Here is a 23,367-nt window from a genome sequence, read left to right as displayed (position 1 = left end):
GCGGGTCTTTATTCAAAGGAAGGCTGAATTTACGGTAGCAAGTGCGCCACGGCATCGCGTTCTTCAGCCAACTCCTGCTCAGTGGCCTTCATTTTCTCACGGGAGAAATCGTTAATTTCCACTCCCTGAACAATTTCCCAGTCACCATTTTTGCAAACGCAGGGGAAAGAGTAGATCAGCCCTTCCTGGATGCCGTAAGAGCCATCGCTGTATACAGCCATGCTGGTCCAGTCGCCCTCTTTACTACCCAGTGCCCAGTCGCGCATATGATCGATGGCGGCGTTGGCTGCGGAAGCGGCGGAAGAGGCACCGCGCGCCTTGATAATCGCTGCACCGCGCTGCTGCACCGTGGGGATAAAATCATTCTCGTACCACTCCTGCTCCACCTTGCCCATGGCGGCTTCGCCGGACACTTTGGCCTGGTGCAGATCCGGGTACTGAGTGGAAGAGTGGTTGCCCCAGATTGTCATGTGGGTGATATCGTTTACGGTAGTGCCCGTCTTGGCCGCCAGTTGAGACAAGGCGCGATTATGGTCCAGACGAGTCATGGCGGTGAAGTTACGTGGATCCAGATCCGGTGCGTTGCGCTGGGCGATCAGCGCGTTGGTGTTGGCCGGGTTGCCTACTACCAGCACCTTCACATTGCGCGATGCAACATCGTTCAGCGCTTTACCTTGCGCAGAGAAGATAGCGGCATTGGCCTCCAGCAGATCTTTGCGCTCCATGCCCGGCCCGCGCGGACGCGCCCCCACCAACAACGCGTAGTCGGCATCTTTAAAAGCAACAGTGGCGTCGTCGGTTTGAACAATTCCAGCCAGCAGCGGGAAGGCGCAATCTTCCAGCTCCATAGCCACGCCTTTGAGCGCCTCAAGGGCTGGTGTGATTTCCAGCAGTTGCAGGATCACCGGCTGATCTTTGCCCAACATTTCGCCGGAAGCGATACGGAACAGCAGCGAATAGCTGATCTGACCGGCAGCGCCGGTAACAGCAACACGAACAGGTGCTTTCACGATAGTTCTCCCTCGTTTGTAAGCGGCCAGCATTATAGAGGCTTACAGGTAAATTTCATCACGCCCGAAGAGATTCCAGACCAAAGTCGTAGAACCACAGGTGCACAATTATTAGACAAAGCAGGCTGTGCAAATCATCTGAGCGTGATTTCACGGTAGCGAGCCTCAAGCGCCCGATATACCTGATCACTGTAATCCGGTGAAGAAGTGTCCAACTGTCTGGAGATCTCCGCCAGGTGCTCGTTGTCCTCGCGTCCACCCCAGTTTTTTACATAAGTACCGGTTTTGTAGCCGTTATCTTGACGGAAACGGTTGAGAACATTTTTTCCCACATAGCGCTGATAGAGTTCATCGAAGCTCATATTGACATCTGCCAGCAGCTGGGCAAAGCCCACCAAGTCAAATCGCTTGTCGGCCAGGGTGTTCAGCGTGAAAGTTTCGAGATCTGTGCGGAAATCGCTCGGCTGGCATACGCGCATCTTCAGCGCTTGGCACATAGACGCCGCCACTTCTTCCGGACATCCGGACTGCAACTCTAGGCTAAGACCGAAATGCCATATGTCAACCAGCTCGAGCTTTACCTGATCCATATCCGGCACCTGCTTTTTCCACCACTTCCAGCCGTAGTGGTCCAACAGTTCAGCGCTCTCAACCCAAATAGCGCGGTACCAGGCAAAATTTTGTTCGCGCCAGTTATCATTGACCAGAGTATTAATCTCGTCCTGCAGAGCCAACATGGTCTGCAACTGCTGTTTCATCATGTTGATTGAATCCGGTTGACGGGCTCAGGCAGCCCGGGGGAAAAGTCTGTAGAAATTTTCAGTGGTAATTTCAGCCAGCTGCTCGAAAGCTATGCCGCGCAGCTCGGCGATAAACTCCGCTACCTCGCGCACATAGGCGGGGATATTCGGCTTGCCGCGGTAGGGAACCGGGGCCAGATAAGGAGAGTCCGTTTCTACCAGCAGTCTGTCCAGTGGCAACTTTCGCGCTACATCGCGCAGTTCTTCAGCATTTTTGAAGGTGACGATACCGGACAGGGAAATATAAAAATTAAGATCCAGTGCCGCTCGGGCCATATCCCAGCTCTCGGTAAAGCAGTGCAACACACCTGCGCACTCGCGATTGGCATGCTCGCGCAGTAGATCGATGGTGTCCTTGCGAGCATTCCGGGTGTGAACTATCACCGGCAGGCCGGAACGACCGGCCGCCTCCAAATGGGCAATAAAACTCTGCTGCTGAACTTGCTTCGTTTCGGAGCTGTAATAGTAGTCGAGACCGGTCTCGCCAAGGGCGACAACTTTTGGCCTCTGTGCTAGCGCCATCAGCATACCGACATCAGCGAGGCCTGAGTCCACATCCAGTGGATGCACACCCACGGAACAGACCACATCCTCATAGCGGCTCGCCAAATCTACAACTCGGTCAGCGTTATCCAAGCTAATTCCTACACATAAGAACTTGCCCACGCCGCGGTCACGTGCCAAATCCAGCACCACGTCGAGATCGCCGTTAAAGTTATCCAGTTTGAGTCTGTCGAGGTGGCAGTGGCTGTCTACAAGCATAAATAGTTACAACGTATGCGTGGGCCGGCTGGACTCGAGTGATCCAGCGAGATAGGTCTCGATCTTGTTTTGCGCGACATTGTCCTTTTCGCTGAACTGGACTCCGATACCCGGCGTGCGGTTACCTTGGGCACCCTTCGGCGTAATCCATACCACCTTGCCAGCAACCGGTACCTTTTCAGGCTCGTCCATCAGGCTCAAAAGCAGAAACACCTCGTCACCGAGGTTATATGACTTGTCAGTGCTGATAAACAGGCCACCATTTTTTACAAATGGCATATAGGCTGCATAGAGCACCGATTTATCCTGGATCTTCAGCGAAAGGATGCCGTTGCGGGCACCGCCCCCCATGGCTTTCATGGCTGGACCTCTTGTTTTTTTCAATTGAGCGCTAAGTTATCCGAGCGAGTTGGTCGTGTCCAGACAGAATGACGAGTCAGACAGCGAGCCAGTCACACTATGCGTAGAGTCTCGCCCACCGGATCATCAACTCCTCTATCAACAGCCGCTTATTCGGGTTTGCGCCGCTCATCAGAACCTGCCGTGCTTGTAGCAGCAGATCATAAAAATCAAACAGCGGGCGCAAACTCTCCCGCCCCGTCCCCGGCAACCGCTGCAGTAACCCCATCACCTGCTCATCCGCAGTCAGATCACAACTGCGGGCATGCAGCATCTGCGCCAGCCATTGCTGCCAAGAGCGCAGAAGCTCCGCCAGCTCCACTCCCTCCGGTGGATTCTCCCAGCGCCCGGCCAGGGACACAGCCCTGCCCGCACCTTGTGCCAGCGAGGTGAGGTCGGCGAAAAACTGATCGCGGGCTTCACTGGCTTCCGGTTCCATCAGCGCCAGTGCCAACAAAGGCGCACCGCCCGCCAGGGCCAGAGCGCGGCGGGCGGCCAAGCCCTCAATTCCGCCCTCTTGCAACCAGTGCAGTGCGACTTCTTCCGTCGGGGCGGGAAAAGCGACTGTTTGACAACGGCTGCGGATAGTCGGTAGTAGGCCGGAGGGCGAATCGCTGATCAGCAGGAATATTACGGAAGCCGCAGGCTCCTCCAGGTTTTTCAGCAGCGCGTTGGCAGCATTGACATTCATGGCTTCTGCGGGGGCAAGCCACACCACCCGGGCGCCCTCCCGGCCACTGGTCCTGCTGACAAACCCACCCAACTGGCGAATCTGCTCCACTTTCAGCGGCCCACCGGGCTTTTCTGGCTCTACACGCAGAAAATCTGGATGAGACCCGGCCTGCCAAAGGCGGCAACCGCGGCATTCACCGCAGGCGAGTCCATCCCGCGGCTGTTCGCACAGCGCGAGGGCGGCAAAGGCCTCTGCAAAACGCCGCTTACCAAGACCGGCCTGCCCGCTCAACAGCAGAGCGTGCGGGCAACGACCGGCCCGCCACTGCGCACCGAGACGCTGCCATTGAGGGGCCTGCCAGGGCAGTGGCGAAGGGATTGGGGAAGGTTCTGGTTCGGACACTTACTCAAGCCATATGCGTTGTTGTCAGGCCATCCGGCGGGCGCGGCCGGAACCACTATGGAAGAAGTTTTTCCAGTTCACTGTGCAGCTGCTGCTGTACCTGCTCCAGTGGACGGCTCGCGTCAATGACGGCGTACCGCTCCGGAGCGGCGTCCGCGCGTTCCTTATAGGCGGCGCGCACCCGCTGAAAAAAGGCCAGCCGCTCACTTTCGAAGCGATCCGCGGCACCGGTACTGGCAGCGCGTTCAAGCCCCGTTTGCGGGTCCAAATCCAGCAGAAGCACCTTGTCCGGACGCAAACTGCCCTGGACCCTTTGCTCCAGCTGTTCTATCAGTGCCCGATCCAGCTGGCGTCCGCCTCCCTGGTAAGCGTAAGTGGCATCCGTAAAGCGATCGCAGATGACCCACTGCCCCTGCTCCAGGGCCGGAACAATCACCCGGGCGAGATGCTGTGCCCGTGCAGCAAAAACCATCAGCAGCTCCGCGACAGGATCTACGACCTCTTCCCGCCGGCGCAACAAGAGTTCTCGCAGCTCTTCAGCCAGTGGCGTACCGCCTGGCTCACGGGTTTGAACAAATGAGATGGACCGCTCTTGCAACCAGTTGGTTACAAACTGCAGGTTGGTGGACTTGCCGACACCCTCTCCGCCTTCTAGAACAATAAACTTTCCACGCCGCAACGTCAGTCTCCTCTTGCTGGACTGGAGCGATAATCGGCACGCCTTTTCAGCTGGTATTCACGCACTGCCCGGTTGTGTTCCGCCAGTGTCGCGGAAAAGTGATGGGAGCCATCTCCCTTGCCGACAAAATACAAACTGTCGCCGTCCTTGGGATTCAAAGCCGCGTGTATGGCACCACGCCCAGGCAGCGCAATAGGTGTGGGGGGAAGCCCATCGATCACATAGGTGTTGTAGGGTGTCGCCTGACGCAAATGGGCACGGGTCAGATTGCCGTCAAACGCATCACCGAGCCCATAGATCACCGTAGGATCCGTCTGTAAACGCATACCTCTCTTAAGGCGCCGAACAAAAACACCTGCAATCTCACTGCGCTCCGATGGCAGGCCGGTTTCTTTTTCAATGAGAGAGGCCATGATCAACGCCTCATAAGGCGTACCGTACGGCAAATTGTCCGCACGCGCGCGCCACTCTTCATCCAGCACCTGCTGCATGCGCTGATGGGCCTGTTTCAAAAGGTCGATATCTGTGGTGCCTGAACGGTAGATATAAGTGTCGGGAAAAATCCAACCCTCGGGGCTCTCACCATCGCCAAAGCCCAACGCCCGTGCGGCCGTCTCCAGACTACCGCCCGCCTCCGACTGCACAATGCCCCGACCCGCGCGCACCTGAGCGAGTGCTTGGCGGAAACTCCAGCCCTCTACCAGGGTCAACCGGTAGCGGGTGACGTCGCCCCGATTAAGACGCGCGACCAAGTCCATTGCGTTGCTGCCTTTAGGCAGCAGATATTCACCAGCGTGGATCCCCGTCTGCTCACGCCAATAGGCATAGATCAGTACCAGGCGGCGCCCCTTGAGTACGCCACGCTGTTCCAGTTCCCGCAATACGCGCGATAAGTTGCTGCCGCCACTGACCTCGAAGCGCAGACCATCTTCACCGATGGCAAGCGGCTGAACCAAGGCCATTTTCAAGGCCCAGAGGCCACCACCAAGCGATAGCAATATCAAAAGGAAACCGCCGATCAGGTAGCGCCCTACACGTGTGCGGCGCTGTGCTCGCTTTGCTTTCACCACAATTCTTCCGCTATCAGCTGCTGCAACCGCGGCACCTCAAGCCCAGTCTCCGATCCCAGAGACCAGCGGTGCAAGCCGATGATTTCCCGCACAGGCATAACACCGCGCAGGCTGTTACACAGTGCCACTTCCTGCGCCGCACACAGATATTCGAGATCCATATCCGCTTCGCGGAGCACAATACGACTGCCAAGCCACTCCCGCATTACGCCACGCACACCGCAACGGTGCAAATTCGGCGTCACCCAAGCGCTACCCGACCGGATCAATAAGTTGCAGCGCAGGCTCTCAATCACCCTGCCCTCGCAATCCAACAGCAATCCATCGCAGGGTTCGTCACTAGGCAACTCCGCTTTGGCGCGATTATATCGCGCGCGCGCCAGTGTTTTGCATCCCGGGTTGGCAGATTCGATTGTCGGCAGGCGCGTATCACAGACATATAAGCGAACCCCCCGGGACAATCCAGGTGTCTGCTCCAGGGGAAACAAGCTCAAATCCCATTGGCGCCTGCCGTCGATAATGCCCCAACGCAAACGCGCCCTCGCAACGGGAACTGGGCAGGCAGCCGCCAGCTGCGTTATCAGCGCGTCAATCTCGGCAATTTCCGACTGTCTCAGACTTTCGCCACGCAACAGGCGTGCACGGTGCAGAGGCCACAGCGGCAGACTTCCGGATTGGCAACGCATGGTTTCCAAAAGACCGTCGGTGTAGTCGTCATCCGGAGGCAGAGCAGCCACGGCGCGGCCGCGAAGAAAAAAAAGTGGGAGTACAGACATATGATCCCGTATAAGTAAGCGCCCTCCACATTGTGGAAGGGCGCAACGGATCAAACGCGCCGGAATATCAGCGAACCATTGGTGCCGCCGAACCCAAAGGAATTCGACAAAGCTGCATCAACCACCCTCTCTTGTGTCTCCCAGGGCACCAGGTTGACGTCATTGCAAGCTTCGTCTGGATGGTCCAGGTTGATAGTCGGCGGCGCCACTTGGTCCCGCAGAGTGAGCACAGAGAAAATGGCTTCGATCGCACCCGCCGCCCCGAGCAGGTGGCCGGTCATGGATTTGGTGGAACTCACAGCGAGCTTATCAGCAGCTTCCCCAAAGACCGCCTGCACCGCCTTGATCTCGGCTTTATCACCTGCAAGCGTGGAAGTGCCGTGGGCATTAATGTACTGCACACCCTCCACATCCAGTCCGGCATCCCTGAGGGCATTCTGCATGGACAGCGCCGCACCGGCGCCATCCTCCGGTGGCGAGGTCATGTGATGTGCATCGCCGCTCATACCGAAACCGGCCAGCTCGGCATAAATAGTGGCACCCCGCGCTTTCGCGCGCTCGTATTCTTCCAGGACCAGCACGCCGGCCCCCTCCCCCAGCACAAAGCCATCGCGGTCGACATCCCAGGGGCGGCTGGCAGCCTGTGGGTCATCGTTGCGAGTGGAGAGCGCACGGGCCGCACAGAATCCCCCCAGGCCTACCGGAGTGGTAACCATTTCCGCTCCACCACACACCATGACATCTGCGTCACCATACTGAATAGTACGCATACCCAGCCCGATAGCATGGGTTCCAGTTGTACATGCGGTGGTGGTAGAAAGGTTCGGGCCTTTCATACCGTATTTGATCGACAGATTGCCCGCAACCATATTGATGATCGCTCCCGGGACAAAGAATGGGGAAACCCGGCGCGGCCCCTTTTCCGCGATCAACATCGCGTTGTGTTCAATTGCCTGGATGCCCCCCATACCAGATCCAATACAGGTACCGACCCGTGAGGCATCCTCCTCAGTAATTTCAAGACCGCTGTCCTGCACTGCCTGAATCGCCGCCACCAAACCGTATTGTAGAAACACATCCATCTTGCGTGCTTCCTTTGCCGGCATATAAGGGGAGGGATCAAAATTTTTCACCGTAGCCGCAAAACGAGTGGGGAATGCCGAGACATCAAAAGTTTCAATCGGCACAACACCACTGGTGCCGGCGAGGATGGAAGACCATGTCTCATCCACAGTATTCCCCAGCGGACTGACCATACCCATTCCGGTTACGACGACTCTTCTACGCGACACTCGTGCTCTCCCGAAAATTTAACTACACGCGGCTGCGCTTTGTCAGGCTGCCGGACAGAGCCTGTTCCAGCAGTCACAATTTTTCAGCGCAAATAAAAGTAGAGCCGTACTATGCGGCATAGAACGGCTCTTCTGAAAACTTGCAAATAATGCAGGCTCCGGGTGGCAAGCAAGCTCCCGGACCCTCAGCTGCTCAGCAGCAATTAACCAAGATTTTCCTTGATGTAATCAATGGCCAACTGAACAGTAGTGATTTTCTCGGCTTCCTCGTCGGGAATTTCAGTTTCAAATTCCTCTTCCAGAGCCATTACCAACTCAACTGTGTCGAGGGAGTCAGCGCCCAGATCTTCAACAAAAGAGGCTTCAGGCTTAACGTCTTCTTCTTTTACGCCCAGTTGCTCAGCGACGATCTTTTTTACGCGCTCTTCAATGCTGCTCATGATTCAATTTAACTCCTAGTGGATAAAAATCTGTTGTAGTCGTTATTGTTACCCTGCTTTTGGGACATGCCGCATTGAGTGCGGAGATAACGACCGGCTCACACAGCTTCTGGATAATGCGAGGCGGCATTGTACCCCAACTTTTTAGGGATGTAATGCGCTGCCGCGCGGCACCTTCAGCCTTGACAAAAAAAACCGAAAAATCAATTACTTACAGAGATTTTCTATAAAAACCCTCACGCCATATACATGCCGCCATTGACGTGAATGGTCTCTCCGGAGACATAGCCACCTGCGTCACTGGCTAAAAATGCAACAACGGAAGCAATCTCCTCCGGCTGCCCCAAGCGCCCCAGAGGTATTCTGGACAGCAGTGCTTCCCGCTGGCCTTCCGGCAGCACCTTAGTCATATCGGTATCGATGAATCCTGGAGCCACGGTATTGACGGTGATGCCGCGCGAGCCAACTTCCGCCGCGAGAGAGCGCGCAAACCCGGCCACCCCCGCTTTGGAGGCCGCATAGTTACTCTGGCCGGGATTCCCCATGCTGCCCACTACGGAGCTGATATTGATAATCCGCCCCCAGCGGGCTTTAGTCATGTCGCGCAAGCAGGCCTTACTCAAGCGGTAGACAGCCGTAAGGTTGGTATCGATAACGGCCTCCCACTCCTCATCCTTCATACGCATCAGCAGATTATCCTTGGTGATGCCAGCATTGTTAACCAGGATAACAGGCGCCCCGAACTCTTTTTTGGCAAATTCAAGCACCCCTGACAGGCTCTCCACGCTGGTTACATCCAGCACCGCACCAGAACCCTTGATACCCTTTTCGGCAAAGCGGGCACTGATTTTTTCCGCACCGGATTCGCTGGTGGCAGTTCCGATAACTGTAGCTCCCAAGCCACCGAGCATGTCGGCGACAGCAGAACCTATGCCGCGGCTCGCGCCGGTAACCAGCGCCACCCTATCGTTCAGAGAAATCGTTAGTGTCATTGTTGCTCCAAAGTTTACTCTGCGGTGGCAATCAGCGCGTCGTGGAACTGCGCCGGCACCTCGATATTACGGCAAGTCAGGCCTCGATCAATACGCTTGGCCAAGCCAGCCAGCACCTTACCGGGGCCACACTCCAGCAGTTGTTCAGTACCTTCAGCGGCCATTGCCTGCACACAGGCAGTCCAACGAACCGGGCTGTAGATCTGCTCAACCATCAAGGCCTTGATTGCCTCGGGGTCTGTTTCCGGTTTCGCATGAACGTTGTGAACTACAGGAATCTGCGGCGCGTGAAAAGCCGTGGCTTCAATCTGCGGCGCCAGCTTTTCAGCCGCAGGGCGCATCAATTCGGTATGAAACGGCGCGCTCACGGGCAACGGCATAGCACGCTTGGCACCCGCCGATTTGCAGAGATCAATGGCCCGATCCACCGCAGCTGCGGCCCCGGCGATAACCACCTGGCCAGGAGAGTTGTAATTTACAGCGGCAACCACTTCACCTTGCGCCGCCTCCGCGCAGGCCTTCTCTACGGCAGAATCATCCAGGCCAATTACTGCCGCCATTGCCCCTTCTCCCGCAGGTACTGCCTCCTGCATCAAACGTCCGCGTTCACGGACCAGGCGCACGGCATCTGGAAAAGACAGTACGCCCGCGCAAACCAACGCGGACCATTCTCCCAGGCTGTGTCCAGCCATACGAGCGGGGCGCACACCGCCTTTGGCACACCAAGCCCTGTACAGAGAGACGCTCGCAGTCAGCAGCAGTGGCTGGGTTCGTTCAGTGAGATTGATATCCGCCGGCTCACCGGTCTGGCACAGATCCCAAAGATCGTAACCCAGCACATCGGACGCCTCATTAAAAGTGGCCAGTATCTCGGGAAATTCAGCCGAGGCGTCCGCCAGCATTCCGATCTGCTGGGAGCCCTGGCCAGGGAAGACGAATGCGAGCCTTGCATTGGTCATGGAACATCCTTAAACCTAGTTGCGTTGTCATAGGGGAAGTTGTCTACGGATCTATTCACCCGATGCCAACTCAAGACTTATCCATAGCGCGATTCCACTCTGCTTCCGCCATGGCGCGTCCGACTTTCGCGGCCAGATCGGCCTCGGCACACTCCTTGGCGGTGATCATCGCGCGATAAAAAGCCTCGCTGCTGGCGCCACCGTGACTTTTAATCACGTTGCCTCTCACCCCTAAAAAGCAGGCGCCATTATAGCGGGCGGGTTCGACCTGTGTACGCCATTTTCGCAACAGCTTTATGGCTAACTGGCCAAAAAAACGCTTGAAGGCGCCTTTTTTCTCGATGGTGAACACCTTTTGACCCATCAGTCGAATGACGCCTTCCGCGGACTTCATCGCCACATTCCCCATCAGGCCATCGCAGACAACAACGTCCACGACCCCAGTAAAGATGTCGTGCCCCTCGACAAACCCTGCATAGTGAATTTTCGGGTCAGCTTCGAAAAGCTCGGCGGCTCGACGAATCTCCTCGGTCCCCTTATGGGGTTCAGCACCAATATTCAGCAACGCTACCGCAAGATTGCGCCTTCCAGTATGTATCCGCTGGGCCTCGATCCCCATTCGGGCAAACTGCAACAGATCCTCTGCGCTGCAATCAATGTTTGCCCCCAAATCCAACAAATAACAAAACCCCCGTTCTGTCGGCAGCGCCTTACCCAGTGCCGGTTTGCGCACTCCTTCTATATTGCCAAGAATATTTCTGGACAGCGCCAACAAGGCACCGGTGTTGCCCGACGTCACCATCGCCTGGACCTCACCACTCGCAACCGACTGCAGCGCGCATGCCATAGAGGAATCGCGCTTATGCCGAACTGCCTGCAGGGGATTGCAACTCTGAGTGATAACCTGCTCGCAGGGCACGATCTCGAGCCTGGACGCGAGCCGCGGCTGGCGCTCATCATCAATCAGGTTTTGGAGTTGAGCTGACGGGCCAAACAGTTTCAGTTCAGCCTGGGGGAATTTTTTGAGAAATCTGATACAGGCCGGAACGACAGAGCGGGGACCTAAGTCCCCGCCCATCGCATCCACGGCCAATCGCAATTGGCTGGACAAAGCTTACTCTTCTTCAGAGGCGCCGACTTCGATCACCTTGCGACCGCGATAGAAACCATCTTTAGTCACGTGGTGACGACGATGCTTCTCGCCAGTAGTCGGATCAACAGACAGCGCCGCACCGGCACCCAGAGCGTCGTGAGAACGACGCATACCGCGACGGGAACGAGTCTTTTTGTTTTGCTGAACAGCCATGGCTTGCTCCTAAATCAACAATTTAAGCTGGAACCGGGGCGCCCACCGGCGAGCCCAAACTCACCCAACTTCCTTTATGGCTTGTTGGATGAACCCTTCAACTGTTCCAGCACTTTAAAGGGGTTTTCCCGTTGCCCATCCGCCTCACCAGCCTCCTCGCCACTATGAAAGTGCTCTCGTGCGACACACTCCGCAACGTGGTAGGCCACCATGGGCAGATTGAGCAAAATCTCATCTTCCAAAGCTTGGTGCAGACCCAGCTCATCGCCATCCTGCACCACAGGGTCCAATTCGCGGGGCAATGCCTTACCCTGCTCCTCAGACCAAACTATCCCCCAGAGAAACTCCGCCTCGACCTGTTCCGGCATCGGCTGCAGGCAACGCTGACAAAGAAGCTGCACATCGCAGCTCAGCTTGCCACTTACCGTCAAATGCCCTTGCAGATCCCGCCCGAACAGAAGCTCAACGCGGACATCCCCATCCATCGCCTCCACGGCCGCACCCACGCGCTCAAGTGACTCTCGAGGCAATACACCAGCCAACTGCTGCTCGCGCTGGGCCAATTTACGCGCATCAACGGTTTGGGGAAGCGCGGCATTAAAGGGGGAGATCGACATAAGCGCGCAATTCTATGGACAAGCCCCACCCTTGTCAAAACAAATCAAGCGCCGCAGTATCGCGCTCCGGCAGACAGCTTTATTGATAGCAAAAGGATTGATCCGAAATGGCCCGCCCACTGATTTTAGCCTCCAGCTCCACATACAGGAGAGGGTTACTGGAAAAACTGCAACTCCCATTTACCTGTCATACCCCCCATATAAATGAAGAAGCATTACCTGGGGAGGCAGCGCAGGCGCTCGCTCAAAGACTGGCCGAAGAGAAGGCGCACGCGATTGCAAACAGCCACCCCGAGGCGCTAATCATCGGCTCCGACCAAGCGGCGGAATGTCGCGGTCGCATACTGGGCAAGCCCGGTACCCGCGAGCGCGCCCAGGAGCAGCTGCAATTCTGCAGTGGCCACCCAGTACACTTTTACACAGGCATTTGTCTGCTGGATGCGCACAGCGGAAAACAACGCTCTGCTGTCGAAATTTTTACCGTTTATTTTCGCCAACTGGACGAATCCCAAATTCGGCGCTACGTCGAACTGGAAAAACCTCTCAATTGCGCAGGCTCGTTCAAAGCGGAAGGTTTGGGGATAGCTTTATTCGAAAAAATGGAAGGATCTGATATAAATTCGCTGATTGGGCTTCCATTAATTCGACTAATTGATTTTCTGCGTGAATTTGGGGTAGACCCCCTGGCCGATTAGGGCACCAGGGGAGGCCAATCCAGCAACTCGGAAAAGCGGTCGATAATAGCGCTGGGGCGAAGAGCGGCGAGCCGCTCCGGCTCGTGCACCCCGTAACTGACGCCGATTGACGCGACCCCTGCCGAGGCCGCCATTTCCAGGTCATAAATGGTGTCGCCCACCATTACCGCATCCGCCGCTGCGACTCCAGTTTCGTCAAGCAACTCCCGCAACATCAGCGGATTCGGCTTCGAAGCTGTCTCATCGGCACAGCGACTGGCGGTAAACAGACTGCCGATACCATGCTCCTCAAACTCCCGGTTGAGCCCTCTCCGACTCTTGCCCGTAGCCACCGCCAAGCGGTGACCAGCACCCAATAGCTGATCCAGGGTTTCCATCACACCATCAAACAGCGGCAGCGGCTCCTTACGCGCAGCCATCCACTCCTCGGAGTAGTAATTGCGCAAACTGAGTTGCTGCGCCAAAGGCTCATCGGGAAACAGAGTGGCAACCGCCTCCGGCAACCCCAAACCAATAATATTGCCAATTGCATCCGGAGATCGCTCTGGCAATCCCGCCCGCTCCGCAGCGCGCTGCATACAGGAAACAATGCGCGCCTCCGAGTTGCAAACAGTCCCGTCCCAGTCGAGGATGACTAACATAAGACCCCCTTTAATTCCGACACCGCAATGCGGCCAGCACCGATTGCAGCTCCGCAGGGAGCGGCGCCGACACTTCAACCTTCTCGCCGCTGGGCAAGCTGCAGCGCACTGAAGCAGAATGCAGAAACAGGCGCTTTAGTCCCAACTCACGAAATACCCGGTTCGTTCCATCAGCGGTATATTTGGCATCACCAGCCAGGGGGCAACCAGCGAACTGCGCATGGACGCGGATTTGATGAGTCCGGCCGGTCACTGGCTCCGCCGACAGCAAGGTCGCACCCGCAAAGCGCTCCAAAACCCGAAATTGAGTCTCAGACGGCTTGCCTTCTGGGTCCACCGATACCATTCGTTCACCGCTCTTGAGAGTATTTTTGCGCAGCGGCGCCTCCACCACGCGCCGGCCACGCGGCCACTTACCCGCGGCCAGCGCCAAATAAGACTTACCCACTCTGCCCGAGCGCAATTCCGCCTGCACATGCTGCAGTACTGATCGCTTACGCGCCACCATAATGGCGCCACTGGTATCCCGATCTAGACGGTGCACCAGCTCAATAAAGGGGCTCTGTGGATACATCTGCCGCAACGCTTCAATCAACCCCAAGCGCACGCCACTGCCACCATGTACGGCCAAGCCGGCCGGCTTGTCGATAACCAGCAAACCATGCGCATCATAGAGCACGGAAGCCTCCAACAAGCGGCGCAACTGATCGCCCGCCACCGGGACCTCCCCTTGCTCACCTGCCCGGACCGGCGGCACCCTAACCACATCACCCGCAGCCAGCCGGTACTCAGCCTTCACTCTTCCTTTATTTACCCGCACTTCGCCCTTGCGCAAAATGCGGTAAATACGCGCCCGGGGCACTCCTTTCATACGCGCCAACAGGAAGTTGTCGATACGCTGCCCTGCCAGCTCATCGGGCACCGTCAAAAACTGCACACCGCCAGAGGGGTTCCAGGTATCGGTTGGGGCGGCCTCGGAGGGCCTTTCAATAGGGGGGTTACTTCGCATGGGGCGCATAATAGCGCCCCCACCCATACAATTGAAGCGCCCATAGAGGCGTGCTATATTCGACCGGCCTGAGTTGGGCTGGTTTTCGCCACTGGCGGCTTCTCCTGTAACGGACCCAGAAGTGACAGCCGTGGTTTCTGAGAAAATACCGCCAATCGGCCGGTGCGCGCCTCACTATCGACATTTGGCCGCGTCATTGAAAAAAACTCCGCCGGCAAGGTCCGCCATTTAAGTACCTCGCCGGTTACACAGCCCGCCCTAAACGCGGGCAGCAATTATCGCGAAGGTAAGACGGGCTGAAGCCCGCAGCGCTTGAAAGGACAACTCATATTTCTGCGTCCCGCTCTGTAGCAGCAGCCAGCGACCGCACTGGCATCCCCGGATGGCAATGACCAGCCCGGCGAGACAACACACAGAATCAGAGGAGGACGGCCACAAGCCGATCCAACAGAGCCGAATGTCAGGACGCATAACCTCACCGCCCGCAACGACCACAGACTGAGGGCGGTGCCCAGCCTGAACGCGCCTCGAAGCAAATGCACCAGGCGCTCAGCCGAAACTGGGTAGTACTCGACAAACAACGGTGCTATAGGTACCAACGGATGCAAGTCAATTTACACGCATCCGGAGTTACAGCAGTGTGACACCAGGGTAGTAACTCGCATCGCCCACCCGAACAGGTTTCCGGGCAGCGCTCCCCCAAGTCCCTGCCCGTCCCGCGGCTCCGCCGCGCGGCAGCCTCACAACAAGCCTGCGAACTTCGGTGTCCTACCTTTGCGCAAAGCAAGGATACGAGACACATATGAAGAGAATGCTGATCAACGCAACTCAACCAGAAGAGTTGCGCGTCGCCTTGGTCGATGGCCAATGGCTCTACGATCTGGACATCGAAAACCGCACACGGCAACAGAAAAAAGCCAACATCTACAAGGGTAAAATCACCCGGGTCGAACCCTCCCTCGAAGCTGCCTTTGTAGACTACGGTGAAGAACGCCACGGCTTCCTGCCTCTGAAAGAAATTTCCCGCGAATACTTCCTCAAACAACCCAAGGAAATCGAAGGCCGCATCAAAATCAAAGATGTAGTCAAAGAGGGTATGGAAGTCATTGTTCAGGTGGACAAAGAAGAGCGCGGCAACAAGGGGGCAGCGCTGACCACCTTTATCAGCCTTGCGGGCCGCTACTTGGTACTGATGCCCAACAACCCCCGCGCGGGCGGTATTTCACGCCGCATCGAAGGAGAAGAGCGCGCAGAGCTACGGGACGCTCTCGCCAGCGTCGAAGTCCCTTCCGGTATGGGTATCATCGTGCGCACGGCTGGCGTCGGCCGCAGCGGCGAAGAGCTGCAATGGGATCTGAACTACCTGCTGCAGCTTTGGAGCGCCATCAAAACAGAAGCGGATTCCTCCAAGGCTCCCCACTTCCTGTTCCAGGAGAGCAACGTCATCATTCGCGCTATCCGCGACTACATGCGCGACGATATCGGTGAAGTCATTGTCGATGACAAGGGGGCCTACCAGCTGGCCGCGGAATTTGCCCGGCAGGTCATGCCTCAGTATGCCAACAAGGTAAAGTACTACGAAGACGCCATTCCGCTCTTCAACCGTTACCAGATCGAAAGCCAGATAGAAACCGCCTTTGAGCGCGAGGTTAAACTGCCTTCCGGTGGATCCATTGTGATCGACGTCACCGAGGCCCTGATTTCCATCGATATCAACTCCTCTCGAGCCACTAAAGGTGGCGATATCGAGGAAACAGCGCGAAATATCAACCTGGAGGCCGCGGACGAAATTGCCCGCCAGCTCCGCCTGCGCGATATGGGTGGCTTGGTGGTCATCGACTTTATCGACATGCAGAGCAAGTCCAACCAGCGCGAGGTGGAAAAGCGCATGGAGAAGGCGCTCAGCATGGATCGCGCACGTGTGCAGATCGGGCGCATCTCCCGCTTCGGCCTGCTGGAAATGTCTCGCCAGCGCCTGCGCCCATCCCTGGGGGAAACCACCTTCCGAGTCTGCCCCCGCTGCAGTGGACAGGGCACGATTCGCGGCACCAAGTCTCTGGCACTCTCCATATTGCGGCTGGTGGAAGAGGAAGCGAAGAAAGAGCGCAGCGCTGAAATCCGCGCCATCACTCCAGTTAACGTCGCTACCTATCTGCTGAATGAAAAGCGCAAGACCATCTCCCAGATAGAGGCACGCAACGGTACCCGCGTCGTCGTTGTACCCAGCGCGGACCTTGAGACGCCGCACTTCGAAGTGCAACGCTTGCGCGACGACGACACCGGCACCCTGGAGACCTCTTATAAGATTTCCGGCAGCGTGGAGGACACCAGCACCAGGGAAGAAGAGCCTGTGCGCCAGCCGGTACAACCCGCGGTGCAGCAGATTGCGCATACCGCCCCTGCCCCCACCCCGGAAAAGAAACCACAGCCCGGGTTGTTAAGCCGTTTGATCAGTGCGCTTGCGGACCTGTTCTCCACCAAAGAAAAAACCAAGAAACACAAGAAAACCAAAGGGCGCGGCAAGGACTATCAGAAACAGCGCCGCCGCGGCCAACGCGGAAACCGCAACGGCCGGAATCGCCGCAGAGACGAACAAGGCAAAAAAGAGGTCAAACGCGAAGAACGTCGCGAGGAACAGCGGGAAGACAAGCGCCCGCTGAAACCCGAGGAGTCCCGTGACGCCACCGAGCGCAGCGAGAGCCAGCGTCGCCGCCGCCGCCGTCGCAGCAACGAAAATCGCCGCCGCCGGGAGGAAAACCAACTCCCGGGGCTGGAGTCGGAAACAACAACCGAAACTGCTGTAGAGGCCTCAGAGCCCGAACAGGTCAGTGCGGAGGAAGCCGGTGGACAACGCCCGGCCCGCCGTCCCAACAACGTGCGCGGCCGTCCCCAGCCCCGCCGTCGCGGCCGCCGCGATAACGCCGCCGCGGCCGCCGTGGCCCAGCGCCAGGAGGAGCTGGAGCAAGAAGTCAACGAAGCCATTGATGAGGCAGAGGGTGAAGCATCGGTTTCAGCAACCCGGGCCATCGAGTCCCGAGAAGAAGCCCAGGCTGCGCAGATCGAAAAAGTAACGCCCGCGGAATTGGTAGCCCCGACGCCAGAAGAGGAGGCCTACGAGGAGGCTGCTACTGAGGGACAGGTGCCGGAGCAGACATCCGATGTCGGTGGCGAAGAGGCTGCCTCGAAACCATCGGCCGAATCGGAGCCAGCGGCCGAAGAAGCGGCCGCGGAGCCAAAGCAAGCCGAGTCCATCACCGAAGAAGCGGAAGCCAGCGCGGAAGAATCACTGGAAGAAACGCCGGTTTCTGCCGATGCCACCACTGCGCCCGCACCAACGGTCGAGGAAGCAGAGCCGGCAACCGAAGCAATTGAAGCTGTAACCCCGGAGGAAAAGGCACCGCTGCACAAGGAGCCAATTGTGGAACCCGAGGAAGCCACGGCCGCAGATAACGAAGCGTCAGCGGAACCGTCGAGTACCACAGTCCCGGTAGAACCGAGCGTTCCGGTTAAAGCAGCTCCCACCCGCGCTGTGAACGATCCGCGGGTCAACCCGCAGCCGCTGAGAGAATTGGCCATTGTCACCGAGCGCCGTGATATCGGTTCACAGCGCCCACTGGACACAACGCAGCCTGCGGGTGTCGAGCACAAACCACGCCCCCTGCCACGCCCGGCCAATGACCCCCGCGTCGCCCGCCAGGCAAAAAGGGTGGGCGAAAGTGCACGCGATGACTCTGCGGAAGCCAGCTAAGGGGGCAAGTGCACTGGGTTAGCTGGTTAATAAATCAGCTAACCCTTTGAACTACTTAAAAAAATTGATCAGCACCCTTGTGCCTGAGAACACGCCCGGTATAATGCGCCGGACAATTTGGAGGGGTGGCTGAGTGGTCGAAAGCGGCGGTCTTGAAAACCGTTGACTGTAACAGGTCCCAGGGTTCGAATCCCTGCCCCTCCGCCATAAAAAGCCTTGCAACTCAATGAGTTGCTAAGCACAGAAAGGCGCGATCAACTGGTTTGATCGCGCCTTTTTTCGTTCTGGGGCCACCAAAGTATCCACGCAAACGCGGGAACTGGACCTCACTCAAAAAATTTAACCCAAGGGTGAAGTTCCAGCTTCCCAGCCCTCTACCCTGTCAGCTCGCGCGTCAATTGAACAAATCCGCAGTAACTGACTTCGCTGCACATCTAAGCTTGAACAAGCTTTATGACTCACTCGGCTCCCGGTTGCGCGGCATCCATAAAGCCCGGTATGGCTTTTCCATACTGCCATCTGCCTTGCCGGCGTTCCCTTTTCGGCCGGACATGTGCACTTCATCAATAACCGCATATACGCCCAATAAAATCGCTGATCGAGCCGTTCCTGGGTAAATCTGGTAATTCGACACCTTGGGCCAGAAGTGCGATCCGCCCTATTGCAAAGCGGTAACGCTAAAGCCGCTAACTGCACTGGGTATCGGACACTGGAATCATCCCCAAACTTAAATCATGCGCCAGGCGCCCCCTTCGCCATGCCCCCAGGCGTCATAACACACCGCGTTCGATTGACTAGGCTATAAGTTGGCGACTCACAAACTGCGGTGCTACCGAGTAAAACGATGACGGTGAAGTATTTTCCTGTCCTGATTATTGTGGTCTGCGCGTTGGTGGTCGCCGTTGTGATCAGCCTGATGCTCTATTTCGATCTAGACGATCGCATCATCGCCATATTGCAATGGCTGGATGATCAGGGCTGGCAAGCCAGTTTGCTGTTTATCCTTATCGTGGCGGTGGCAATTGTGCTCATGGTCCCCGGGGTCATCTTCACCATGGGGGCCGGATTTGTATTCGGTGTTGTTAAAGGGACATTGCTCGTTGTCACCGGCACAGTACTCGGGGCCACTATGGCCTTCCTGATTTCACGCTACCTGTTCGGTCCCCGTCCATCCCGCTGGCTGATATCTCATATTCAACCGCCGGAACTGGTGTCGACCATCCGCGACGAGGGCTGGCGTCTAATTATGCTGACCCGCTTAGTCCCCCTGTTTCCATTCAAGCTCTCCAACTATTTTTTTGGCCTGACCCCCATACGCCTTGGGGACTTTATGCTGGGTAACGCTATCGGTGTTATTCCCATCACCCTGCACAACGTCTATCTGGGCTCCATCGCAGCCGACCTGACCACGTTAGGGCAGGTAGAAGAGCGAACGCCGCTGCAATGGTTTTTTTACGGCACGGGCTTTCTGCTGGCGGTGGCCGCACTGATTGGGCTGATGCGCATGGCACGCCGCGCACTGGCACAAAAATTAGATAGGAAGGACCTCTGATGCCTTGGATGAAATGGCTCCCCTGGCGCTATCTGGTGCGACGCTTTGCCACCTCACATGGCTTTCTCGATCCATTAGCGGTAATGGCTCGCCTGCAGCGTTTTGCAGAGCCCTCGGAGGTCAACGAACCCATCGAACTCCTGCGCGCAGGTGCGGTATTCCATGCGCGCGCGCTGATCAACAGCAAGGTGATTCAACACAATCTGGACTGGATCTGGCCGCACTGGATTGAACGCCAGTTCAATCCCCGCGATGAGTCCTTTATTCCCCGCGCTTTCTCTATTACTCACTGCAACCTCAGTCACCGCAACTGGACTGCGGTGGGTGTACCCGACTGCGAGGAGATGCCCATCGTCGACCCTCGCGGCCTGGTCACACCGCACTACGACGGCTGGTCCATAGATGCTTGGGTGCTGGGGAAGAACGGCCGCCAGCTGCTCCCTTCCAAGCTGAAACAGTGCAGCCAACGCCTGGAAATGGATGAGAACATTTCCGTAGTCACCGAAAGCAGCCTGGATGATCTTCAGCTCCAAAGCCGGGTCAAAGTAGAGAGAGACAGCAGTGACAGCCACTGCCTGCTAGAGCTGATCGCCGAAAGTGGCGACGGGGGCTGGCTGGTAATAACCCTGCGGCCTTGCAATCCGGAGGGAATAAGCTTTCTACACCAGGTCCGCCTAGACAAAAATCGCCGCTGCTGGCTAATCGAAGACAAAACGGCAGTGATATTTGAACGACCGGTGGAAAAACACCTGGCATCCAACTACCGCCAAGGGGATATCTACCTGCACCTACGCGACGAGACCGAATGTCTGCACGGCGAGTGCGAGGTCGGTATGGCCTCGGCAGCAGCGATGTTCAGTCTGGCGGCGGGTACACCTCTGCGCATCGGCGTCAGGATCCCTCTACACAGCAGTGGCCGCGACGCCTCACACCGCGATCATCCATCCGGAGGCTGGCAGCACAACCTTAAACACCACTGTACCCTGTCGGTACCGGACAGGAAATTTCAGTTTCTATACGATGCCGCCATCCGCACTCTGATACTGCACTCCCCAAAAGAGGTTTACCCAGGCCCCTATACCTACAAACGTTTCTGGTTCCGCGATGCCGTGTTCATCATCCAGTCACTGCTTCAGGCCGGCCTGACAGCCCGGGCGGAGCGGGCCCTGGACCAGTTCCCGAAACGGCAAAAGCACGACGGCTTCTTCCTCTCTCAGGACGGCGAATGGGACTCTAACGGCGAAGCCCTTTGGATCTTCGATCTCTTCTGCCAGATGACCAACCGGCCTCTGAAAAGAGAGTGGCGCGAACCGGTACTGCGCGGTGCCCGCTGGATTGTGAACAAGCGGCTGCATAAAAATGGTGGCCGTTGCGGCGGCCTGCTGCCCGCGGGCTTCAGCGCCGAACATCTGGGTCCCAACGATTGCTACTACTGGGACGACTTCTGGGGTGTGGCCGGCCTGCGTGCGGCAGCCAGAATCTGCAAGCGAGAGGAACTTTTCCGGGAAGCCCGCGCGTTTAGCGCCGAGGCCGACGATTTCCAAAAAACCATTGAAGACAGCCTGGCCGCGGCTGCGCGGCGGCTGGGCCGTGCGGCCATGCCGGCCTCTCCCAACCGGCGCCTGGACGCAGGTGCCATAGGTTCCATCGTCGCCGGTTATCCGCTGCAACTCTACCCGGCGCAAGACCCGCGCCTGACCGATCTGACGGAATTTCTACTGGAAAGGTGTTTCGTCAGCGGCGGCTTTTTCCAGGACATGGTCCACTCAGGCATCAATGCCTATCTGACGCTACATATTGCCCAGGTACTGCTACGCTCCGGCGATTCCCGCTGCTTCGAGCTGATGCGCAATGTCGCGGCACTCGCCTCCCCCACAGGCCAGTGGCCGGAAGCGATACACCCGCACTCCATGGGCGGCTGCATGGGGGATGGCCAACACGCCTGGGCCGCCGCCGAGTGGGTGAGCATGATGCGAAACTGCTTTGTACGCGAAGAGGGCGAGTCGCTGATACTTATCTCCGGGTTGCCGTCAGAATGGCTGACAGGCGAGTCCGCCCAAAAACCCATTCACTTCGGCCCTGCACCAACCCGCTTCGGCACCATTGATCTGGAAGTAATTCCCGGGACCGAACCGCAAGTTTCCTGGACAACCCACTGGCATAGTGATACACCGCGAATAGAGATACGCCCTTTCGGCTTCCGGCCTATAGGCGCATCTCCGGGGGAAAATCGAGTAACCTTGTCTCCTCTGTGAGTTGCCAATGAACATCGTCATGCTCACAAACACCTACCTGCCGCATGTAGGGGGTGTTGCACGTTCGGTGGCTGCTTTCTCTGAAGAATACCGGAAGCGAGGCCATCGGGTTTTGGTAGTAGCACCGGAATTTCCGGAAAAAATCAAAGGCGAGCAGGATGTAATACGCATCCACGCACTACAGAACTTCAACGGCAGTGATTTTTCGGTGGCTCTGCCCTTCTCCGGCCACTTGCGTGAGCGGTTGGAAGCTTTCCGGCCGGACATTGTCCACGCCCACCACCCCTTCCTACTCGGCATGACCGCCCTGCGAATCTCCCGCGCCTGGGAGCTGCCACTGGTATTTACCCACCACACACTCTACGAGCGCTACACCCACTATGTGCCCGCGGACTCCCAGGCGCTCAAGCGCTTTGTGATAGAGCTGGCCACCCGCTATGCCAACCTGGCGAGCCTTGTATTTGCACCCAGCGCCAGTATCGCTGCCCTGCTGCGCAGACGCGGTGTCAAAACAGCGATTGCCGAAGTTCCCACCGGTGTGCAAAGACAACACTTTATCGCCGGCAACGGCAATAAAGCGCGGGAAAAATATCAGATTCCGCAATCCGCCTTTGTACTCGGACACCTGGGGCGACTGGCACCGGAAAAAAATCTAACCTTTCTCTCCGCGGTAGTGGCGGAGTTTATGCAAAACAATCCCCATGTACATTTTCTGCTGGTAGGCGACGGCCCTATGGCAAAGGAGATAAAGGATTTATTTGCCAGCAGGGGGCTATCGGCGCGCTTGCACATGCCCGGAACCCTTCAGGGCGCTCTCCAGAGCGACGCCTATGCAGCGATGGATGGTTTCATTTTTACGTCCACCAGTGAGACTCAGGGCATGGTACTCAGCGAGGCCATGGCCTCCGGAGTCCCGGTCATCGCCCTGGATGCAAACGGGACCCGTGAAGTGGTACGCGACGGTATCAACGGCCGTCTTCTGCCTCGAGAGAATCGCGGTGATTTTATCGCCGCGCTGCAATGGCTTTGTGAACAAACGCCACAACAGCGCCATAAACTGAAGCAAGAGGCACTGCGCACCGCGGAAAATTTTTCCATGGAAAACTGCGCAACCCGCGCTCTGGCGCTCTATGAACCCCTGCTGAAACACAATTGGCCACTGGACGACTCCCTCTACGCCCAATGGCACCGACTGCGTAACCTGATAGGTGCCCAGTGGGAAATCCTAGAAGGCGTAACGGGGGCAGCGGGGGCCGCATTTCAACACACACCGCCAAGGTGGCCCTGAAG

At 57.3% G+C, this 23,367-nt stretch carries 22 protein-coding genes and 1 tRNA gene; 6 read left to right on the top strand and 17 right to left on the bottom strand.

Annotated features, from left to right (window positions below; all coding sequences use genetic code 11):
- Positions 1 to 29: 29 nt before the first annotated feature.
- The 15 genes from A3224_RS07820 to A3224_RS07750 all read right to left on the bottom strand — a co-directional run bounded on the left by A3224_RS07820 (position 30) and on the right by A3224_RS07750 (position 12,177).
- The gene (locus A3224_RS07820; RefSeq protein ID WP_067153186.1) at positions 30 to 1,010 is read right to left on the bottom strand and encodes a malate dehydrogenase; all 981 of its coding nucleotides are present in this window, start codon (positions 1,008 to 1,010) and stop codon (positions 30 to 32) included.
- 134 nt (positions 1,011 to 1,144) lie between these two features.
- On the bottom strand, positions 1,145 to 1,768 hold the full coding sequence (locus A3224_RS07815; RefSeq protein ID WP_067157677.1) for a dUTP diphosphatase: 624 nt from the start codon (positions 1,766 to 1,768) through the stop codon (positions 1,145 to 1,147).
- A 27-nt stretch (positions 1,769 to 1,795) separates the two neighbouring features.
- Positions 1,796 to 2,572 carry a TatD family hydrolase gene (locus A3224_RS07810; protein WP_067153184.1) on the bottom strand — a complete coding sequence of 259 codons (777 nt, stop codon included), beginning with the start codon at positions 2,570 to 2,572 and terminating at the stop codon, positions 1,796 to 1,798.
- 6 nt (positions 2,573 to 2,578) lie between these two features.
- Positions 2,579 to 2,932, bottom strand: coding sequence for a PilZ domain-containing protein (locus tag A3224_RS07805; protein ID WP_067153182.1), 354 nt, complete (start codon positions 2,930 to 2,932; stop codon positions 2,579 to 2,581).
- 97 nt (positions 2,933 to 3,029) lie between these two features.
- On the bottom strand, positions 3,030 to 4,046 hold the full coding sequence (locus tag A3224_RS07800) for a DNA polymerase III subunit delta' (protein WP_067153180.1): 1,017 nt from the start codon (positions 4,044 to 4,046) through the stop codon (positions 3,030 to 3,032).
- Between the two features lie 55 nt (positions 4,047 to 4,101).
- Positions 4,102 to 4,725, bottom strand: a complete 624-nt coding sequence (gene tmk / locus A3224_RS07795; protein WP_067153178.1) for a dTMP kinase — start codon at positions 4,723 to 4,725, stop codon at positions 4,102 to 4,104.
- 2 nt (positions 4,726 to 4,727) lie between these two features.
- A complete protein-coding gene (gene mltG, locus A3224_RS07790; RefSeq protein ID WP_231902499.1) occupies positions 4,728 to 5,792 on the bottom strand; it encodes an endolytic transglycosylase MltG in 1,065 nt (354 codons plus the stop codon).
- A complete protein-coding gene (locus A3224_RS07785) occupies positions 5,789 to 6,571 on the bottom strand; it encodes an aminotransferase class IV (RefSeq protein ID WP_067153176.1) in 783 nt (260 codons plus the stop codon). The genes mltG and A3224_RS07785 overlap by 4 nt, the downstream gene beginning before the upstream one ends.
- A gap of 50 nt (positions 6,572 to 6,621) precedes the next feature.
- Positions 6,622 to 7,863: a beta-ketoacyl-ACP synthase II gene (fabF, locus tag A3224_RS07780; protein WP_067153174.1), complete on the bottom strand. Its 1,242-nt coding sequence runs from the start codon at positions 7,861 to 7,863 to the stop codon at positions 6,622 to 6,624.
- A gap of 203 nt (positions 7,864 to 8,066) precedes the next feature.
- The gene (acpP, locus tag A3224_RS07775) at positions 8,067 to 8,303 is read right to left on the bottom strand and encodes an acyl carrier protein (RefSeq protein ID WP_067080870.1); all 237 of its coding nucleotides are present in this window, start codon (positions 8,301 to 8,303) and stop codon (positions 8,067 to 8,069) included.
- 236 nt (positions 8,304 to 8,539) lie between these two features.
- Positions 8,540 to 9,295 (bottom strand): 3-oxoacyl-ACP reductase FabG, encoded by a 756-nt coding sequence (fabG, locus tag A3224_RS07770; protein WP_197463094.1) that lies wholly within the window; start codon positions 9,293 to 9,295, stop codon positions 8,540 to 8,542.
- A 14-nt stretch (positions 9,296 to 9,309) separates the two neighbouring features.
- Complete coding sequence (gene fabD, locus A3224_RS07765; protein WP_074901005.1) at positions 9,310 to 10,254, bottom strand: ACP S-malonyltransferase; 945 nt, start codon at positions 10,252 to 10,254, stop codon at positions 9,310 to 9,312.
- A gap of 70 nt (positions 10,255 to 10,324) precedes the next feature.
- On the bottom strand, positions 10,325 to 11,365 hold the full coding sequence (gene plsX / locus A3224_RS07760; RefSeq protein WP_067153170.1) for a phosphate acyltransferase PlsX: 1,041 nt from the start codon (positions 11,363 to 11,365) through the stop codon (positions 10,325 to 10,327).
- 3 nt (positions 11,366 to 11,368) lie between these two features.
- Positions 11,369 to 11,560: a 50S ribosomal protein L32 gene (gene rpmF, locus A3224_RS07755; protein WP_067153168.1), complete on the bottom strand. Its 192-nt coding sequence runs from the start codon at positions 11,558 to 11,560 to the stop codon at positions 11,369 to 11,371.
- Positions 11,561 to 11,634: 74 nt separating this feature from the next.
- Positions 11,635 to 12,177: a YceD family protein gene (locus A3224_RS07750; protein ID WP_067153166.1), complete on the bottom strand. Its 543-nt coding sequence runs from the start codon at positions 12,175 to 12,177 to the stop codon at positions 11,635 to 11,637.
- Positions 12,178 to 12,284: 107 nt separating this feature from the next.
- Between A3224_RS07750 and A3224_RS07745 the strand changes: the two genes are divergently transcribed.
- On the top strand, positions 12,285 to 12,872 hold the full coding sequence (locus tag A3224_RS07745) for a Maf family protein (RefSeq protein ID WP_067153164.1): 588 nt from the start codon (positions 12,285 to 12,287) through the stop codon (positions 12,870 to 12,872).
- Here A3224_RS07745 and A3224_RS07740 read toward each other — a convergent pair.
- Together A3224_RS07740 and rluC are read right to left on the bottom strand one after the other, a co-directional pair.
- On the bottom strand, positions 12,869 to 13,513 hold the full coding sequence (locus tag A3224_RS07740; RefSeq protein WP_067153162.1) for an HAD-IA family hydrolase: 645 nt from the start codon (positions 13,511 to 13,513) through the stop codon (positions 12,869 to 12,871). The two genes, A3224_RS07745 and A3224_RS07740, sit on opposite strands and share 4 nt — an antisense overlap.
- A 10-nt stretch (positions 13,514 to 13,523) precedes the next feature.
- The gene (gene rluC / locus A3224_RS07735) at positions 13,524 to 14,534 is read right to left on the bottom strand and encodes a 23S rRNA pseudouridine(955/2504/2580) synthase RluC (RefSeq protein ID WP_231902517.1); all 1,011 of its coding nucleotides are present in this window, start codon (positions 14,532 to 14,534) and stop codon (positions 13,524 to 13,526) included.
- Between the two features lie 790 nt (positions 14,535 to 15,324).
- Between rluC and rne the strand changes: the two genes are divergently transcribed.
- The 5 genes from rne (at position 15,325) to A3224_RS07710 (ending at position 23,365) form a co-directional block, all read left to right on the top strand.
- Positions 15,325 to 18,270: a ribonuclease E gene (rne, locus tag A3224_RS07730; RefSeq protein ID WP_067153160.1), complete on the top strand. Its 2,946-nt coding sequence runs from the start codon at positions 15,325 to 15,327 to the stop codon at positions 18,268 to 18,270.
- A 119-nt stretch (positions 18,271 to 18,389) separates the two neighbouring features.
- Positions 18,390 to 18,477, top strand: a tRNA-Ser gene (locus A3224_RS07725).
- Between the two features lie 637 nt (positions 18,478 to 19,114).
- A complete protein-coding gene (locus A3224_RS07720; protein WP_067153158.1) occupies positions 19,115 to 19,822 on the top strand; it encodes a TVP38/TMEM64 family protein in 708 nt (235 codons plus the stop codon).
- Complete coding sequence (locus tag A3224_RS07715) at positions 19,822 to 22,077, top strand: hypothetical protein (protein ID WP_067153156.1); 2,256 nt, start codon at positions 19,822 to 19,824, stop codon at positions 22,075 to 22,077. The genes A3224_RS07720 and A3224_RS07715 overlap by 1 nt, the downstream gene beginning before the upstream one ends.
- 7 nt (positions 22,078 to 22,084) lie before the next feature.
- Positions 22,085 to 23,365, top strand: coding sequence for a glycosyltransferase (locus tag A3224_RS07710; protein ID WP_067153154.1), 1,281 nt, complete (start codon positions 22,085 to 22,087; stop codon positions 23,363 to 23,365).
- Positions 23,366 to 23,367: the final 2 nt, after the last annotated feature.

The organism is Microbulbifer thermotolerans (genome assembly GCF_001617625.1).
Taxonomy (GTDB): Bacteria; Pseudomonadota; Gammaproteobacteria; order Pseudomonadales; family Cellvibrionaceae; genus Microbulbifer; species Microbulbifer thermotolerans.
This window is presented reverse-complemented; position numbering and strand designations above follow the sequence as displayed.